This is a genomic window from Paenibacillus sp. sgz302148 (assembly GCF_056120465.1).
Map to the genome: position 1 here is coordinate 1 of NZ_JBVYOJ010000021.1, position 15,965 is coordinate 15,965.

Sequence of the window (15,965 nt, forward strand, 5' to 3'; positions counted from 1 at the left end):
AAGTATCTCGATATGAAAGAGTACTACGATTGGCGAAAGACCCAAAATCCAAAAGTACCTGTGTAATCCTAAACGAGGATTTTACACACAATATTGGACTTGACCCAAACTAGTTTAAATAAATGTACATATGCAGTTATAATTCGAAGCGAAGCAGCCGCAACAACCGCAACAACCGCAACAACCGCAACAACCGCAACAACCGCAACAACCGCAACAACCGCAGCAAAAAAAAAATAACCCTAGACCATAAGGTCTAGGGTTATTCCAAACTAATTAGCCGATTAACGGCCGACGAATTCTTGTACCCATTCGCCGTTGTAGTATGCTACACCGATCAAGTTGTAGCTGGAATTTAAAATATTTTGACGATGGCCAGGGCTGTTCATCCATGCGTTCATGACTTCTTCCGGAGAACGTTGGCCTTTAGCGATATTTTCACCGGCCGAACGGTACGTGATGCCGTATTGATTCATCATGTCAAAAGGCGAACCGTACGTAGGCGAGGTATGGTCAAAGTAGTTGTTGTTGTACATATCTTTTGCTTTGTCCATCGCCAAGCCTGCGAGGGCAGAGTCAGTTTTCAACGGCTGCAGGCCGGCTTTCGCACGCTCTTGGTTTACAAGGTTGACAACCTCGGCAGCAAATTGCGACTGCGTCACGTTGCCTTGCCCTTGGTTACCTTGACCTGGCGTAGTGCCTTGCCCTTGGTTGGAACCTTGACCTGGCGTAGTGCCTTGCCCTTGGTTGGAACCTTGGCCTGGCGTAGTGCCTTGCCCTTGGTTGGAACCTTGACCTGGCTTAGAGTCTTGTCCTTGGTTAGAACCTTGACCTGGCTTAGAGTCCTGTCCTTGGTTAGAACCTTGACCTTGGTCGCCTTGACCTGGTTTTGTATCTTGTCCCGATGGAGGGAATCCCGGAATGCTAATTTGGAAGCCTGGGCAAATCAGGTTCGGGTTAAACAACTGCGGATTGGACATAATCAACTTATTCAAGTCGATTCCGTATTGCTGAGCGATTTGGGACAGAGTATCGTTGCCTTGCACGGTATATTTCGTCGTTGTTCCTTCTGCAGATGCCATTCCTGCTGCGGGAATCATCAATGCTACCGCCATCGCACCAACCATAATCTTCTTCGAGATGTTCTTCATTACTTCAATTTCCTCCCCTTTGTTCCGCCTGCGAGGTTAGCTGACGGGTTCGGGTCAAAGAGCGCCCCGGCCGCATATACAATGCGGCTTCACCCCAGTGGTGGTTCCCCCGCGCTCGTGATGAGCTTTGGCGTTTGATTCCCTCGTATTGTAACATGGCATGCCGCCGGTTTCATTTTAAAAAATATGGATATTTAACCAACGCATAATCTCCATCGATCTTCCGCACGCTACTAAAGTGGAGGTGTTTCTAATGAATCCAGAGGAACAACTGTCAATCGATCAGGACCGATTGGTCGCGGCATGGCAGCGGACTTTGCCGACGATTCTGAACGGCAGCGATAAAGCCGAAGTGCTGGCGGATGAGGCGGATGCCCAGACGCTCCGCATTCATATTCGTGTAGAGGGCCATACGATGTATTCGTTTGATTTTAAATGTACGTATGTCGATTCGCGCGAAATTCGCGTTGAGTTGGTCGATGTGGAACGTGACGGCCAAACCGTTGACGAACGAGGCGAAATCATACAACAGCTGGTGCAGGATTACACGCGCCATATTCATGAGTGCGCTCAAGCTCTGCATTCGGTAACGAAAGCATAGGGGGCGAACCGCGATGAGCAAATCCAAGGGCGTAGACAAAAACCTGAGCAACGTAGTTGAAGATTTGGACAAAACGATTGTAAATAGCCATCATGCCCAACAGCTCCAGCAAGACACCAACGATCGGCGTCATCAGGACGCATTGAATCATGAAGGGGATTACAGCACTCCAGCCGAGCTTCACGACAAAGATTAAGGAGGTGTCCGTTCGATGAGCAAACCTCGTTCCCAAGCTGTCACTCCGCCAACAGGCGCCAACCAGCCGGACGATCATAACGAAAACCAGCCGCAAGCGCCTTTGTCCGGATCCAAAAAGGTGAAACAACAAAACCATACCCGGCATAATAACGGGGAAGGTTAACTGTTCACTTGACGTATCGGAAACATGGCAACAGTAAAAAGACATAGAATAAACGGGCTAGGACTACTGTCCTGCCCGTTTATTCATTTCTTATGACGCCTTCGCCTGCGGTACATAACGGATTTGAAGTAGTCAAAAAAGTTGTTAGGAAACCGGAAAACAAGGCAATAAAGGAAAACCGAAATCTTTTCCCGAATACGTTAGAAAAAGAGAGCTTTTCGACTAAAAAAGGGAGGGTATGCGGGAATGGAGTCGTTTTTCAGCTATAAGTTTGCCGAATCGTTCGAAATGTTTTCGCCAATTCATTGGATTGTATTAGCCCTTATTGCTGTAATGGCACTGCTTGTTGTTGTGTTCCGGCATAAGCTGCGGGAGCCTGCATGGAACAAAACGGTCCGGTATACGCTAATCGCAGGTTTAATCGGAATGGAATTCATTCTGCAGCTATGGATGATCGTAGAGGGCCAGTGGGAAGCGCAATATTCATTGCCGGTTCATTTATGTACGATTTCCGTTATTTTGTCCGCGGCAATGCTCTTTACGGGGAATCGGTTCCTATTCGAATGCATTTGTCTTGTCGGTGCTTGTGGTGCACTACAAGCGCTCGTCACGCCGGATCTGGACTTTTCTTTTCCGCATATCCGTTTCTTTCTGTTCTTCATCTCCCATGCGGCAATTGTATTGGCTTGTATTTTCATGATCGCAGTGGAGCGTTATCGTCCAAGATTCAAATCACTGCTGGTCGTATTTCTGGCGCTTAATGCCTATGCTGCCGTCGTGTTCATCATCAATGTCATAACCGGTGGCAATTATATGTTTCTTGCGCACAAACCTGCCGGCGGATCCCTGCTGGATGTGCTCGGTCCGTGGCCGTGGTATATCGTTTCGCTGGAAGGAGTAACGGTTGCTTTTATGCTGCTTGTTTACGCTCCGTTTGGAGTCGTCCAGCTTCGTTCCAGACGAAAAAACAGAAGAAAATTCGGATAATTAGTAAAACAATTATGATAGATCGTTTTACAGACGGGGTCAAGTTTGAGATAATAATAGGAGAAAAGGAGGAGTTATTACGAATGACACCGAACAAGAAGCAACACCAACACTTGAGGTTGCCGCGTTTGATTTTGCTGCGCCGGCTCATCCTCATCTTGCTAGGAGCGTCTCTGATGGCGGTTGCGCTCGAAGTATTCCTCGTGCCGAACAATATTATCGATGGGGGCGTGACGGGGATTTCCATCCTCGTGTCACATTTAACCGGGATCCCGCTTGGCTGGTTCCTGTTCTTGCTTAACTTGCCCTTCCTGTTCCTGGGCTATAAGCAGATCGGTAAGACGTTCGCACTATCCACCCTTTTTGGCGTTATTATTATGTCGATCGGTACGGTTCTGCTTCACCCCGTAGAAGCCTTCACAAGCAATCCGCTGCTTGCGGCTGTATTCGGAGGAATTATTCTCGGCGTAGGTGTCGGGCTCGTCATTCGATCCGGCGGATCGCTCGACGGAACGGAAATTGTGGCGATTTTGTTCAACCGCAAGCTGCCGTTCTCCGTAGGCGAAGTCGTCATGTTCTTCAATTTTTTCATTCTGGGAGCGGCCGGTTTTGTGTTCGACTGGGATCGGGCCATGTATTCGCTTATCGCGTATTACATTGCGTTCAAAATGATCGATATTACGATTGAAGGCTTCGACGAATCGAAATCCGTTTGGATCATTAGCGAAAAAGCCCAAGAGATCGGCGATGCACTGCTTGACCGGTTAGGTCGGGGCGTTACGTATTTACATGGTGAAGGTGGGTTTTCCGGAGACTTGAAAAAGGTCATCTTCTGCGTCATCACCAGGCTGGAGGAAGCGAAGCTCAAGAGCATCGTTTCCGAAACAGATCCAACCGCATTCCTTGCGGTGGGTAACATCCATGATGTACGCGGCGGGCGTTTCAAGAAGAAGGATATCCATTAGCGATATGATTTTCGTTGCAGTTTGTCATGGGAAAGGAGCCGATTATTCGGCTCCTTTTTTGCATCCCAAAATTATTTTTTTCTAGCATGATAGAAATGGGACCGCAAGTGTGTCTATTGTAAGAAGGTAGGAAGGAGGAGAAATGAGCATAGAAAGTAACATGTGAAGAAGTGCTGAACTCAAGGTTTATCAATCTTATACAAAGGAGAAATTAAGCAAATGGAAGAGCAATCCCCTGTACTCAATCAAGTATCCGGCGTTATTTTATGGTCAAGAAATCTAGAACGATCGGTTGATATGTATAATAAGCTATTCCGGCTTTCGCCAGAACAGCAGCAAAGCTTCGGGCACCTCCACATCTTTCATCTCCCTTCGGGAATGGATGTGATGATTGATGCGGGTGGCATGGACGCCGTCCCGGTCCCGGACAAGGCACCACCTTTGTTTTTTATGCCCGCGGCGGATATTGATAAGGCGGTAGCGCTTGTACAAGAACTCGGGTTTGAAATCATTTACGGAGGCATCCATAGAAATGACGCGGTTTCCTTTTTTAACATGAGAGACCCGGATTTTAACGTTATCACCGTTTGTCAAAATCATAGATGACCCAAAGACTGCCATGACGGCAGTCTTTTTCGAATTCAAAATATGGTCCGCCCGTTCGTCAGGAACGTTCCGTACGGAATGACGGCGACGGTTCTCCAGCCGTTCTTCATCGACTTGTAGAGCATGAGCACCTTTTCATCGCCGATAACTCCCTCGAAGCTGCCGGATGGCGCGGTCAACTGCCTCGGGAGCGGACACAGGCTTTGCACCCGGACCGGGTCGGCCGTCCTTTCTTTATCAACTTGTCGATTGCCCCGCTGTTCCCGTATGCGTATGCGCACAGTCGACGCATTTCGTGTGATGTTTTCGCGACGATCGAGGATACGGCTTATTTGCTCAATGCCGTCACCTATGGCTGGTGGATCAACGATGCATTATACCGGTTCAGCGACCCTGACCATACGGTATTGTACAAAAGCTACAACCAAGACCCCGTGACCGAAGCGGAAGCCCGCAGCCGTCTCAATGCGTCCGTCATCAGCGGAACCGTGCTGATGGCGGGCGATGATTTCCGGCTGGAGCCGGCCAAGGAACGGGCGTCGAAGCTGCTCGCTAACCCCGAGGTGCTGTCGATCGCGCGCAAAGGCCGTACCTTTATTCCGGCGGAGAAGAATGTAGGCGACCAGGCCTCTGAAGTATATTTTTTGCATGACAGGGATTCCGTAGATTGTTCGTCGCCGTATTTCATTTATCCCGAGAGGCCGGAGCGAAGCAGATTGATCCAGCGTCTTGCGGGATACCGGACGGCATGCTTTACGAATGGACCGATCTGTGGAGCGGGACTTCGTTTACGGCACGGGGGGCTTTCGAGATGAAGCTCGATGCCATGGAATCGACGATATTGCGCGGAAGGCCGATGGAAGAATAGGCGCATGACCAAGCCGTCCACAAGCAGCGGAGGAGCGCTCTGCAGTTGAGACATTGCCGGGGGACCGTTTGGAGCGCCGTGGGTCCAACGGTGCATCTCCGCCATGCAACAAGCAAGATGCTTGATAAGCACATAAGTGCAGCGGTCCGGAGCTAAAGTTCCGGACCGTAATGCTTGCCTATTTACAATCGGATGGCGGTGTGCTATTCTTATTTCGATACATTTGGAAATATCGAAACGGCAAGGTGGGATTACAATGGTCGAAGATAACGAGGAAGTAAAGCAAGCCGTTAAAATATACAAGGCGCTTGGAGAACCGACTCGGCTCAAGATCGCCATGCTGCTGACGGAGGAGAAAAATTTGTGCTGCTCCGATATCGGAGGCAAGCTGGAATCGGTCGCGGGCTCGACATTGTCGCATCACTTGAAGCAGCTGACGGATTGCGGGCTGCTTAATCTTCGCAAGGACGGAACGTATATTTACTATAGCGTAAACCGTGAGATGGCCCAGAAATACGCGCCATATTTGCTTCAATAATTTTTTTTATCGTTTATTTCTATATTTTTAGAAATATAAAATAAGATTCATTCCATATCGAATTTGGCTCACTGCGTTTCCTGCGGAAAACTTATAAATTCGATTGTGGTTAAAAATAAGAGTGGAGAGAGAGTGGGAAAAATCATGTCGAACACATGGAAGATTTATATGCTGGCCGTCGTAAGTTTTCTGGTCGGTACATCGGAATTTATTATTGCGGGCATTCTGGATAAGGTGGCGGAAGATATTGGCGTTTCGGTATCCACCGCAGGCCAGCTCATTACCGTATTCTCGCTCGCCTACGCCTTCGGAACGCCGATTCTGATGGCCGTGACGGCCCGCTTGGAGCGGCGGAAGCTGCTGCTGTATTCGCTTGGCTTATTCGTCATCGGCAACGCGCTCGCTGTCGTTCTGCCGGGCTTCGGGTTCCTCATCGGATCGCGCGTTATTCTCGCTTTGAGCACCGGGGTATTCGTCGTTACAGCGTTAACCGTCGCCTCGAAGATGGCGCGCCCCGAGAAGCAGGGCAGCGCTATCGCAACGCTCGTCATGGGCTTCAGCACGGCCTTGATCGTAGGCGTTCCTCTCGGCCGCGTGGTCGCTTCCGCTTACGATTGGAAAACGACCTTCGGCGGCATCGGCATACTGGGCATAGTGGCGATGGTCCTCATCTACTTCGTGATTCCCCAATCGGAAGGCGAAGAGCCGGTACCGCTTCTTAAACAGCTCGCGCTATTGAAGCAACCTCGCATCGCCGTCGCTTTATCCATTACGTTCTTCTGGATCGCCGGATATTCCATTGCCTATACTTACATCTCGCCGTATTTGCTTAATGTCACCGGCATGAGCGAGGAAGGCGTGAGTGCGGGCCTGTTCGCTTTCGGTATCGCAAGCCTGATCGGCTCGAAGCTAGGCGGATTCAGCACGGACCGATGGGGAGTTGCCCGGACGCTGATCGGCGGCATGCTGCTGCACACGGCGGCTCTAATCCTGCTGTCGCTTGCGGCGCATTCCCAAACGGCCGTATTCCTGCTCCTTATGCTGTGGGCTTTCTCAGCTTGGTCGTCGGGTCCAACGCAGCAATATTACTTAATGACGATGGCTCCCGAAGCGTCAGGCATTATGCTCAGCTTGAACACCTCGGTGTTGCAGCTGGCCATGGCGGCCGGCGCCGGAATCGGCGGCGTTGTCGTGAACGGGGCGTCGTTGACGTCGATCAGCTGGATCGGAGCAGCCGGGGTTGCAGTAGCTGCACTGACGGCCGCAGTATCGCTCGGCCTGGGCCGCTCCCGCAATCGCCTGGAGCCGGCGAACTCCAACCTGCAAAAGGCCGGAGCCATACCCGAAGCTTGAAGATTTATTTCGCGAGTTCCAGCAAGCGACCGACGTTAAAAAAACCCCGGGCGTGCACCTTTATAAGGTGCACGCCCGGGTGTTATATGGCATTGGTTAGCCCCCAAATAACAGCTGTAGGATGCCAATCTCGCGCAAATGTCATGCTGTCGGGCGCACCTTAACGCGCATCAGTTTCCCTTTCCGACAGGGGCAGTACCCGGTATAGGGTTGGCGTTCCATGGCGGCGGTCGACTTCAACGCGCCCGGGTGTTGGCTTGTTGTGGGTAAGCCCCAATGTCCGCAACAACGAATCGTTAATGGGAGCAGCGATTACGCAGCACGTCGACGTTCGCCGCTAGAAGCGGCGCGTTTAAGCGGATAAGCTGTGCAGACACGGACGTTCCTTGCGGATAACCTTATAGGTGCGTTCCGCCGCTTGCATCGATCAACTGGCCGGTTACCCAGCGGCTATCCGGCGAAGCCAGAAATGCGGCGATATCCGCGACGTCGCCCGGCTGCCCCCATCGGCCGAATACGGACAAGCCGGCGGCGAATTCCCGTCCGGCGGGATCCTGGAGCGTGGCAGTATTCATATCCGTATCGATAACCCCCGGCATGATGGCATTCACCGTAATGTTGCGCGCCCCGAGCTGTTTGGCCAAGGTGGACGTGAGCGTATTGATTGCGCCTTTCGATATGCTGTAGCCAAGCAGGTTCGGCAAGGCGAACTGCGTCACCTTTGACGAAATATTGATGATGCGGCCCTCGTCCCTTAAACGAGGCAAAGCGTGCTGGATCAGAAATAGCGGGGCTTTGACGTTCACGCTCATCACTTCATCGAACGATTCCTCCGACAACGTCTCAATCGTGGCGGCTTGCCCGATGCCGGCATTGTTGACGAGAATATCGAACCGGGTTTCGCCGGTACGTTCCTTAAGCGCCGCATCCAATGCCCGGAACAGCTCATAAATGCCTTTCACCGAACTCAAGTCCGCACCGATCGCACAGGCCGATCCGCCGTGATATTGGATTTCGCGCACGACCTCTTCCGCCGCGCCCTGCTTCTTGGCAAAGTGGACGGCGACGAAGGCTCCGTCCTGCGCCAACCGCAAGGCAATCCCCCGGCCGATCCCCCGGCTTGCGCCTGTTACGAGTGCGATCTTCCCCTTTAATTTGCCGTTCAGTTTGCTCATTTCCATCTCCTCCTATCATGTTCAACAACTGCAGTTCTGTTATACCATGAGCCGGATTTTGTCATGTTGCTCTCTCATTCGATCCCCGGTACTCCTCATCTTGAAGTCGGAACGATATAATGGAACTATCCGTGGACGGGACAGGTTGACCGCGTCACGAAAAAACAATGCCGTTGCGTCGAGCTGCGCTCGGACAATGAAGGGAGCGAAAGACATGGAGCAAGAGAAAATTGCGATCGTCACCGGGGCGAATTCGGGAATGGGGCTGGCATCGACGGTGGAGCTTGCGAGGGCGGGTTATCGCGTAGTCATGGCGTGCCGCAGCGCCCAGCGGGGCGAACAAGCGCTTCAGGAAGCGAGGCGGCAGAGCGGTTCGGCAAAGATCGAGCTGATGCTGTGCGACCTTGGGTCGCTGACGAGCATCCGGGAGTTTGCCGCGGCTTTCACAAGCGCATACCCGAAGCTGGACGTGCTGCTGAACAATGCGGGGATCATCGCGATCCGCCGTGAAACGACGGGCGACGGGTTCGAAAGCATGATCGGCGTCAATCACCTCGGCCCTTTTCTGCTGACCCACTTACTGCTAGGCCATTTGAAGCAAGCTCCGCAAGGCCGCATCGTCAACGTATCCTCAGGAGCTCATAAGGCGGGGACGATTCATTTTCCCGATCCGCATATGAAGCAAGGGTACGGCATTTGGAAAGGGTACGCCCAGTCGAAGCTGGCGAACATTCTGTTCACGAAAGAGCTGGCGGAGCGGCTGCGGGGGACGGGCGTGACCGTCAATTGCCTGCACCCGGGCGCCGTGTCGACGAACATCGGGGTGAACCGGACGACCGGATTCGGCAAAAGGCTGCATGCCTTGCTGCGGCCCTTCTTCCTGACTCCGGCGAAGGGAGCGGAAACGGCCAATTATTTGTCGCTGAGCCCCGACGTTGCATATATCTCCGGCGAATATTACTACAAGAAGCGGGTCGCCCGCGTTTCCGCCAAGGCGGCGGACAAAGAGCTTGCGAAACGGCTATGGACATGGAGCGAGCGCGAGGTAGGCCTGCAATAAAAAAGACTGCTGCCCCCGAGACGCTACAAAAGCGTGTCGCCAGAGGGCACAGTCTTTTTTTGCTGTGGATGCTGGCAGATGTGGCGGGTCTGCCGGTCTGCACTTACAAACTTGAAAAATCAAGCCCCGTCAGCGGGATATCGTTTTCGATATCGTTCCTGAATTTGTGCAGCATTTGCTGCTGGCGATCGTTCAAATTGTTTTTATCGAGGATAATGTTGAAGATGACATGCAGAATGACATGCCGCAGCAGCATAAAATCATGCATATGCCGGAGCCATTCGGCGCCGATCGTGTTTTCCTTGGCATAGCCGTTCATGAAATGGCCCATAAACCGTCTGGCGTATTCGTCCCGGTCGGGAACCGGGATCGGCGGCAACCACAGCGCATAATACAGCGGCATGGCGATATCGTTTACGAGATAATTGTATGTCGCATCGTCAAAATCAAAAGCGGTCATCCGATCGCCCTCGACAAAGAAGTTTTTTTGATGCAAGTCGTTATGGATCAGTCCGTAGCCGTCTTTCGTCTGGGGCAGCGCGGCGATCCGGCGGATCAGCGCTTCCGATTTCTCGATCACGAGCGTTTGCTCCGGCAAATGGTGGGCGACACGCAACATATCGTCCTCCTGCCAAGGCGACCTCCGGTATGCAGGGTTAGACGGCTTGTACAGCTTCGTCAGCGCGTGCATCCGTCCGGTGCAGCGGCCCCAGCGCTCGAACAGCGCGTCGTTCCACTCGTCCTTTCCGGCCAGCTTGCCCGGCGCCTTCTCGAACGCGTACGCAAGGAAGTACGAATCGCCGCAGTCGATCGTTTCCACGTAACGTCCCGCCTCCGAAGCGACCGCTCTAGCCACGGGAACGCCGCCGTCGGCCAAGTAGTTCACCCAATCGAGCTCGCCCATGATCGTATCCGCCGTACGTCGAAGCTGATGCGTAATTTTCAGGATGTAGCTCTGACCTTTGTTGTCATATTCATAGACGTAGCTTTCGAATCCTCCGATATCCTTCACCTGATCTGCCGTGACGCCGAAACGGCGAGCGGCTTCCTCCAGAATGCCGGGGTGGTATTGTTCCGTAATTTCCTTAATCATGCTTTTGCTTGCACCTCCAACTGCTACCGCAAATGGCAGCGGATACAACTACTATAATACAAATAGGCGGTCCTGCGGAGGGGGGAATTGGGTTAAATTGAACTTGGACCATGGCGTGGAGGTGCGCTGTTTCTTATGTTGTTCAACGAATGGCTTCATTGCAATCTTTGTATCAACCAATAAAATGCCAGTACAAAAATAAGGCAAGACGTTGAGATCATCATTTTACGATACCATGGGAACTTTCGCAGCCATATCAAGAGGGGGAGTAACAGGCAAAGGATCATGAGCTGGCCTGCTTCCACACCTAGATTAAACGTCAAGAGTGAGCCAATCAAATTTTCCTTAGGAAGCCCCGTTACGGCCAAAGCTCCGGCGAAGCCCATGCCATGAATCAGGCCGAAAATGGCTGTTAATATCCACCGCCATTTCGCCTTTTGAACAAACAGATTTTCCACGGCCACATAACAGATCGTTAGGGCAATCAAGGCTTCAACCCAAGACGAGATGACTTGAATCTGGCCCGACGCCACCAAGAAAAGGGTAATGCTGTGGGCGATTGTAAATGCGGTAACAATCTTGAGCGCATCCTTGAAGCGTGACGCGATTAATACTAAGGATAACAAAAAGATCAAATGATCATAGCCGGTTAAAATATGTTCGATTCCAAGCACAAAATATTTCCACAGGACGGAGCCAATCCCGGACGGAGCGTCGGTTGTTTCCGCCGAGGGAAAGGTGATCTGAATATCTTTTTTATTGATATCCAAAATATCTTGATGGATTAACTCCCCTGAACGGACCATGAGTACACTCGAATGAACAGGTGCGTCTTCAAACACCAGATTGTAATGAATATTGATTTGTTCGATCGCTTCATCGGCGGTGAACTTGAGTTGCAGCACAACGCCTTTGGTGGAACCTTTTTCCGCCGCGTTCATCGAAAGCAATTCCATCGTTAAAGGCTTCGAATCCACATCGATCCGAAGATCTTTTTGTATAAACGATTCGATTTCTTCTTTTTGCGAGGCCAGTTCCTCGTTCTCCAGATGATTATTTTTGTTCGTATCAAATTGCACCAGCAAGTCTTTTTCATCAAGAAAAAGTTCATAATCAATCTGATTCCCTTTAACGGTTAACGACGAGTAACCCATGCTTGCGGAATGCGCAAATGAAGTTGCAGTATTCCCAAAAAACAGGAAGACGATTGCGATCAAGGCAAGCAATGCACGAAGTTTCATAGCTGTTGGACCTCTTTTCGTAAAATGGACTAAGTAGAGAAGGGGGAGAAATGGATCTCCCCCCCGTTTCATTACCAATCCATCCTAAAATTCGCTAATGTGATGGCATCTGCGTTTATTCTGTTGTTAAGCTTTGAATTACTTTACTTTGTGTCAATACATATTGAGCGTCTCGCAGCAAATAGTTTGCCGCTTCGCTTGAAATATGCTTGCCGCTTTGCGCCTTCACTTCATTCACAAAGCCGATCAAATCGTTGTTTGCCAATTTTGCCAGCAGACTCTTGATAATGCCGGCATTATCGATCCCATTGTTCTTTGCAAAGTGTGTCACCAATGCCTTCAAGGAATCGACGCTGGCCACAGTCGTGAATTGAACGGTTTTGCTTACCTGGTTGTCCGCCAAGTCGGTGGAGGATACAACAAGCGTATGCTGTCCAAGCGGCAACGTATAAAGCGGGATCGCCGTTCCGATTTGGTAAGCTTGTGAATCGAGTGTCACTGTTGTCTTGTTGTTGTCGACACTAGACAAGTTATCCGTGAAAGTAATCTGAGGCGTCAAATCCCCGGAATTTTCATAAGTGCTGTTGTCTCCCGGTACGCTCACCGCGATCTCAGGTGCTGTCTTATCGATGCTGACGGTAACCGTATGCCGCTCCTCCACATTGCCTGCTTTGTCTACGCTCCAATAGACAAGAGTGTGGACACCTTCCGACAATACGACGGAAGTCCCCGGTTGCTCGGCGCCATTGTCTACGATGTAGTAGGTATTGGCTACACCCGTTTCGTTATCACTTACGCTTAAGGTTACCTTGGTGTCTTGATTGACCCAGCCGCTTGGCGCATTGTCTGTTGTCGTTGGAGGTGTCTGATCGACTACTTTTTCTGCATTTACAGTTACAGTGATGGTTACTGCTAAATCTACATGGTTCGGATTTGCCACACCTGCAGGCAAGGTTACCGTTCCATTTACCGTGAAGGTCTGTTCTATCTTAAGAGCTGGATCATAGTTTGCAGCATCTACATTCCATGTTACATTGGCATTTTTACTTCCTGCATCAGTAACCAACTTTACGGAAGAAGGCAAGCCAAGGGCTGCTGCCGTCTTTGCTGTTCCGCTCTCCAATCCCTGGATGGCTGATGGTTGTGTAACGCTCTGTAACGTCATTTTTCGAACGACTTCGAATGACTTTTTATCCGTTGACGTATAACCGTCATTGAGCAAAAAGTATGCATCATAAGTGCCAGGGGCCAGTGGGGTAGATAAACTCAGTCTTCCGTCTCCAGGACGCATATAACCCCATGTCGGAGAATATATATCACCTGGTTTTTTTCCGGTAGGGTAGACGCCGACCCAATCTTTCCCGTGTGACGCTGCCCCGTTATAGGAAAGGGTAATGGCTTCCCCTTGTAAGTACTGGGATTTGTCTAGGGATATAGATCTTTCTCCAACTGCAAGAACAGTTACGTTAATGCTTGTTGTCAATGGTATGCTGTTAGGGTTATCAACTCCGGAAGGCAGGGTTACGGTCCCTGGCACCGAGAAGGTCTGCACAGTCTTGATAGCCGGATCGTAGCTAACACCGCTTAAATCCCAATTCACACTAGTATCCACATCTCCTCCATCGGTTGCAAGAATTACTTTTGTGGGCAATCCAAGACCTATCGCCGTCTTCGGCGATCCGTTGCTCGCAGATACCGCTGCAGGCGCAGTGACGCTGGTTAAGTTAGCACCCTTCGTCATAATGTCAATGTCCTGCGACGAACGGTTATACATGGAATCCGCGGTGAATACCCGGAGTAGATACGGCGTTTTCGGCAATAAACCCGTAACCTTATACTGCCTGTATACATCGAATGGCTTGTCCAGCGGCAGCGAAAGGCTGTTGAACGATTTGTCCACTTCGCCGGTGAGCTTGTTGAGAAGCTCAACATTATATTCCAACACGCGTACATTATCATTGGCTTGCTTCATCGTAAAAGTAACTTCGCTGCTGCTGACGGAATTGACTGTAATCCCCTCATCAAACTGCGGAGCGATGAGTTCTCTTACATCGTTCCTGCTATACGTAAAGGCATCTTTGCCTTCCCCAACATGGACTACACGAGGTGTGCCTACAAATTCATCTGTACTTACATTATATTGCTTGATAATAATTTTCGTACCGTAAACCTCTAAGAAATTAATGATGCGAGGTACGGTTTTATATTTGATATACGCGCCTTCGATATATCCGCCGTATGGACCGTCATCAATATAACTGGAATAGGACGACGCACCGGAATCGAGGAACGTAGCCGAACCTTGATAGAGCGAACGTTCGTCGGTCGGGTCGTATTGCGTATGACCTGACATATAAAACACCTGCGAAAAATTATTGTCTTTAATAAATTGACCGAAACTATTACTTCCCGCGCTGCTCCATCTCTCTGACCACACGGTTCCGCTTATAGGGTAGTGAGACATTGCAAATATAGGCTTTGTTGGATCATAATCGGCTTCACTTTTAATTTGGTTGAGGAAATCTTTGGCTTTTCCCGACGTATTACTGTTGTTATAATTTCCGTCAAAACCGACAATATTATATCCTTTTATCTTGACCCGATAAGCATCGTTAAAGAAATTGTTATCATACGAATTCGTTGCTTCGTTCCACGCTCCCGCCGAACCGATAGGAATTAATTTTTCGGCGCCGCCCATATCATGATTGCCTCTTACCATCAATAACCTAGTAGTGTTAAATAAGCCTTCATTTTTAAGTTTATTGTATACGTCTGCCATCAAGCCCATCCACACATATTCATTGGCATTATTACCGCCGGTAATGTCGCCAGGCATCAACATGGCGTCGGCCTGCGGGAATAATTTCATGGCTTTTCTAATATCCGATTCCACTTGCGCGATTTTATCGGGATTACTGCTGATTTCCGGGTCGCTGTTCACCGTTATATTCAAATCGGCGGGAGTTGAAGTTTTATTGCTTTTTTGATAGATGAATATGGCGTTGTTTAGCTCACGTTCGTAATAATTGATGGTTTCCTGGGTATAAAATTTTACTTTTTGCGTTGTTGCAACCGTATTTGCCTCATTTAAAACCTTTTTCAAATAATTAAAATCGGTTTCGCTGAAGCCGTTGCCGAGACCGCCTTCTACGATTGTATTGGCTTCCGATATGGCTTTGTTAAGAGCGTTCGTATCTACTGGATGTCCAGCGTAACTATTATAATTCGTTTGAATTGCATCGCTGCTAATTACGCCTTTCGAAATCATCAGATCAGCGATATCGAATGCATTCCCGCCTTTATTGCCCAATCCGTCGGCGCCTATATTCAATGGGTTCGATGTATCCAAAGATCCGGGCCTCAGCGAAGTTTCAGCCATTTTGCTAGCATCAATATAAAGCGACGCGAGCATTTTATCTCGGTCTACGACAAATGTCACATAACGCCAATCGGAAGCATTAAACGTGTTGCGCCCAAAGGAAATGTTTTTTACTTTAGCGGTCGGGAATCCAAAATTCATGTTGACCGAATTGGCTGATGTGTAAATCGCCCAGCCTGCGTTAGAGCCGTTACTAAAATCCTTGTTAGATAATATGACATTGTCATTGTTGGTGTCGCCCTTATACCAGAAGGATACGGTAAAACTCTCTTCACCAAATTTCAAGCTATTCGGCGTGCTGACATAATTGCCGTTTCCGCTTTCTAAGTGCAGCGCTTTGGTTCCTGGCAATACACCGTCTGCAAAACTATGAGTCCCATTTGCTATCAAATCTTGCTGATTTGCATCGTCCTTCAAATTATTGTCGAATTTAATCGATGCAATTAGAGGGTTGGCATTCGCGCCGGCAGTATCGGTTTCTGCGTATACGCTGGTCGATAACATACCGAATATCATCGTCAATACGAGCGTAACGGATAAAATTCTTTTCACTACAGAAAACCTCCATTTTTTAAGTGTTTAAGAGC

At 49.8% G+C, this 15,965-nt stretch carries 16 protein-coding genes and 1 riboswitch; of the genes, 10 read left to right on the forward strand and 6 right to left on the reverse strand.

Annotated features, from left to right (window positions below; all coding sequences use genetic code 11):
* Positions 1–284 precede the first annotated feature (284 nt).
* Positions 285–1,151, reverse strand: coding sequence for a CAP domain-containing protein (locus tag AC0LWM_RS25855; RefSeq protein WP_474677903.1), 867 nt, complete (start codon positions 1,149–1,151; stop codon positions 285–287).
* A gap of 10 nt (positions 1,152–1,161) precedes the next feature.
* Positions 1,162–1,294, reverse strand: a riboswitch (cyclic di-AMP (ydaO/yuaA leader).
* Positions 1,295–1,404: 110 nt separating this feature from the next.
* On the opposite strand from AC0LWM_RS25855, the gene AC0LWM_RS25860 reads away from it, so the two are divergent.
* The 6 genes from AC0LWM_RS25860 (at position 1,405) to AC0LWM_RS25885 (ending at position 4,671) form a co-directional block, all read left to right on the forward strand.
* On the forward strand, positions 1,405–1,752 hold the full coding sequence (locus AC0LWM_RS25860) for a hypothetical protein (protein ID WP_474677904.1): 348 nt from the start codon (positions 1,405–1,407) through the stop codon (positions 1,750–1,752).
* Between the two features lie 13 nt (positions 1,753–1,765).
* Positions 1,766–1,948 (forward strand): hypothetical protein, encoded by a 183-nt coding sequence (locus AC0LWM_RS25865; protein WP_474677905.1) that lies wholly within the window; start codon positions 1,766–1,768, stop codon positions 1,946–1,948.
* 15 nt (positions 1,949–1,963) lie between these two features.
* Positions 1,964–2,113 (forward strand): small acid-soluble spore protein P, encoded by a 150-nt coding sequence (locus tag AC0LWM_RS25870; RefSeq protein WP_474677906.1) that lies wholly within the window; start codon positions 1,964–1,966, stop codon positions 2,111–2,113.
* A gap of 246 nt (positions 2,114–2,359) precedes the next feature.
* A complete protein-coding gene (locus AC0LWM_RS25875) occupies positions 2,360–3,100 on the forward strand; it encodes a YwaF family protein (protein WP_474677907.1) in 741 nt (246 codons plus the stop codon).
* An 83-nt stretch (positions 3,101–3,183) separates the two neighbouring features.
* A complete protein-coding gene (locus tag AC0LWM_RS25880; RefSeq protein ID WP_474677908.1) occupies positions 3,184–4,065 on the forward strand; it encodes a YitT family protein in 882 nt (293 codons plus the stop codon).
* 219 nt (positions 4,066–4,284) lie between these two features.
* Positions 4,285–4,671 carry a VOC family protein gene (locus AC0LWM_RS25885; RefSeq protein WP_474677909.1) on the forward strand — a complete coding sequence of 129 codons (387 nt, stop codon included), beginning with the start codon at positions 4,285–4,287 and terminating at the stop codon, positions 4,669–4,671.
* Positions 4,672–4,706: 35 nt separating this feature from the next.
* Here AC0LWM_RS25885 and AC0LWM_RS25890 read toward each other — a convergent pair whose 3' ends face one another.
* Complete coding sequence (locus tag AC0LWM_RS25890) at positions 4,707–4,850, reverse strand: SANT/Myb-like DNA-binding domain-containing protein (RefSeq protein ID WP_474677910.1); 144 nt, start codon at positions 4,848–4,850, stop codon at positions 4,707–4,709.
* A gap of 24 nt (positions 4,851–4,874) precedes the next feature.
* On the opposite strand from AC0LWM_RS25890, the gene AC0LWM_RS25895 reads away from it, so the two are divergent.
* The 3 genes from AC0LWM_RS25895 to AC0LWM_RS25905 all read left to right on the forward strand — a co-directional run bounded on the left by AC0LWM_RS25895 (position 4,875) and on the right by AC0LWM_RS25905 (position 7,430).
* On the forward strand, positions 4,875–5,486 hold the full coding sequence (locus AC0LWM_RS25895) for a hypothetical protein (RefSeq protein ID WP_474677911.1): 612 nt from the start codon (positions 4,875–4,877) through the stop codon (positions 5,484–5,486).
* 309 nt (positions 5,487–5,795) lie between these two features.
* Positions 5,796–6,077 carry an ArsR/SmtB family transcription factor gene (locus tag AC0LWM_RS25900; protein WP_474677912.1) on the forward strand — a complete coding sequence of 94 codons (282 nt, stop codon included), beginning with the start codon at positions 5,796–5,798 and terminating at the stop codon, positions 6,075–6,077.
* Positions 6,078–6,221: 144 nt separating this feature from the next.
* Entirely contained in the window at positions 6,222–7,430 is a 1,209-nt protein-coding gene (locus AC0LWM_RS25905; RefSeq protein ID WP_474677913.1) for an MFS transporter, read from the forward strand.
* A 398-nt stretch (positions 7,431–7,828) separates the two neighbouring features.
* Here AC0LWM_RS25905 and AC0LWM_RS25910 read toward each other — a convergent pair whose 3' ends face one another.
* On the reverse strand, positions 7,829–8,605 hold the full coding sequence (locus AC0LWM_RS25910) for an SDR family oxidoreductase (RefSeq protein ID WP_474677914.1): 777 nt from the start codon (positions 8,603–8,605) through the stop codon (positions 7,829–7,831).
* Positions 8,606–8,819: 214 nt separating this feature from the next.
* On the opposite strand from AC0LWM_RS25910, the gene AC0LWM_RS25915 reads away from it, so the two are divergent.
* Complete coding sequence (locus tag AC0LWM_RS25915; protein WP_474677915.1) at positions 8,820–9,665, forward strand: SDR family oxidoreductase; 846 nt, start codon at positions 8,820–8,822, stop codon at positions 9,663–9,665.
* Positions 9,666–9,768: 103 nt separating this feature from the next.
* Here the strand turns inward: AC0LWM_RS25915 and AC0LWM_RS25920 are convergent, their stop codons facing one another.
* From AC0LWM_RS25920 to AC0LWM_RS25930, 3 genes are all read right to left on the reverse strand, one after another.
* Positions 9,769–10,758 (reverse strand): phosphotransferase enzyme family protein, encoded by a 990-nt coding sequence (locus AC0LWM_RS25920; RefSeq protein ID WP_474677916.1) that lies wholly within the window; start codon positions 10,756–10,758, stop codon positions 9,769–9,771.
* Positions 10,759–10,913: 155 nt separating this feature from the next.
* Positions 10,914–11,999 (reverse strand): HupE/UreJ family protein, encoded by a 1,086-nt coding sequence (locus AC0LWM_RS25925; protein WP_474677917.1) that lies wholly within the window; start codon positions 11,997–11,999, stop codon positions 10,914–10,916.
* A 115-nt stretch (positions 12,000–12,114) separates the two neighbouring features.
* Positions 12,115–15,930, reverse strand: coding sequence for an OmpL47-type beta-barrel domain-containing protein (locus AC0LWM_RS25930; protein ID WP_474677918.1), 3,816 nt, complete (start codon positions 15,928–15,930; stop codon positions 12,115–12,117).
* Positions 15,931–15,965: the final 35 nt, after the last annotated feature.

Bases quoted from the DNA above. Each gene is read 5' to 3' on its own strand.
- AC0LWM_RS25855 (WP_474677903.1), bottom strand. From the start codon at position 1,151: ATGAAGAACATCTCGAAGAAGATTATGGTTGGTGCGATGGCGGTAGCA.
- AC0LWM_RS25860 (WP_474677904.1), top strand. From the start codon at position 1,405: ATGAATCCAGAGGAACAACTGTCAATCGATCAGGACCGATTGGTCGCG.
- AC0LWM_RS25865 (WP_474677905.1), top strand. From the start codon at position 1,766: ATGAGCAAATCCAAGGGCGTAGACAAAAACCTGAGCAACGTAGTTGAA.
- AC0LWM_RS25870 (WP_474677906.1), top strand. From the start codon at position 1,964: ATGAGCAAACCTCGTTCCCAAGCTGTCACTCCGCCAACAGGCGCCAAC.
- AC0LWM_RS25875 (WP_474677907.1), top strand. From the start codon at position 2,360: ATGGAGTCGTTTTTCAGCTATAAGTTTGCCGAATCGTTCGAAATGTTT.
- AC0LWM_RS25880 (WP_474677908.1), top strand. From the start codon at position 3,184: ATGACACCGAACAAGAAGCAACACCAACACTTGAGGTTGCCGCGTTTG.
- AC0LWM_RS25885 (WP_474677909.1), top strand. From the start codon at position 4,285: ATGGAAGAGCAATCCCCTGTACTCAATCAAGTATCCGGCGTTATTTTA.
- AC0LWM_RS25900 (WP_474677912.1), top strand. From the start codon at position 5,796: ATGGTCGAAGATAACGAGGAAGTAAAGCAAGCCGTTAAAATATACAAG.
- AC0LWM_RS25905 (WP_474677913.1), top strand. From the start codon at position 6,222: ATGTCGAACACATGGAAGATTTATATGCTGGCCGTCGTAAGTTTTCTG.
- AC0LWM_RS25910 (WP_474677914.1), bottom strand. From the start codon at position 8,605: ATGAGCAAACTGAACGGCAAATTAAAGGGGAAGATCGCACTCGTAACA.
- AC0LWM_RS25915 (WP_474677915.1), top strand. From the start codon at position 8,820: ATGGAGCAAGAGAAAATTGCGATCGTCACCGGGGCGAATTCGGGAATG.
- AC0LWM_RS25920 (WP_474677916.1), bottom strand. From the start codon at position 10,758: ATGATTAAGGAAATTACGGAACAATACCACCCCGGCATTCTGGAGGAA.
- AC0LWM_RS25925 (WP_474677917.1), bottom strand. From the start codon at position 11,999: ATGAAACTTCGTGCATTGCTTGCCTTGATCGCAATCGTCTTCCTGTTT.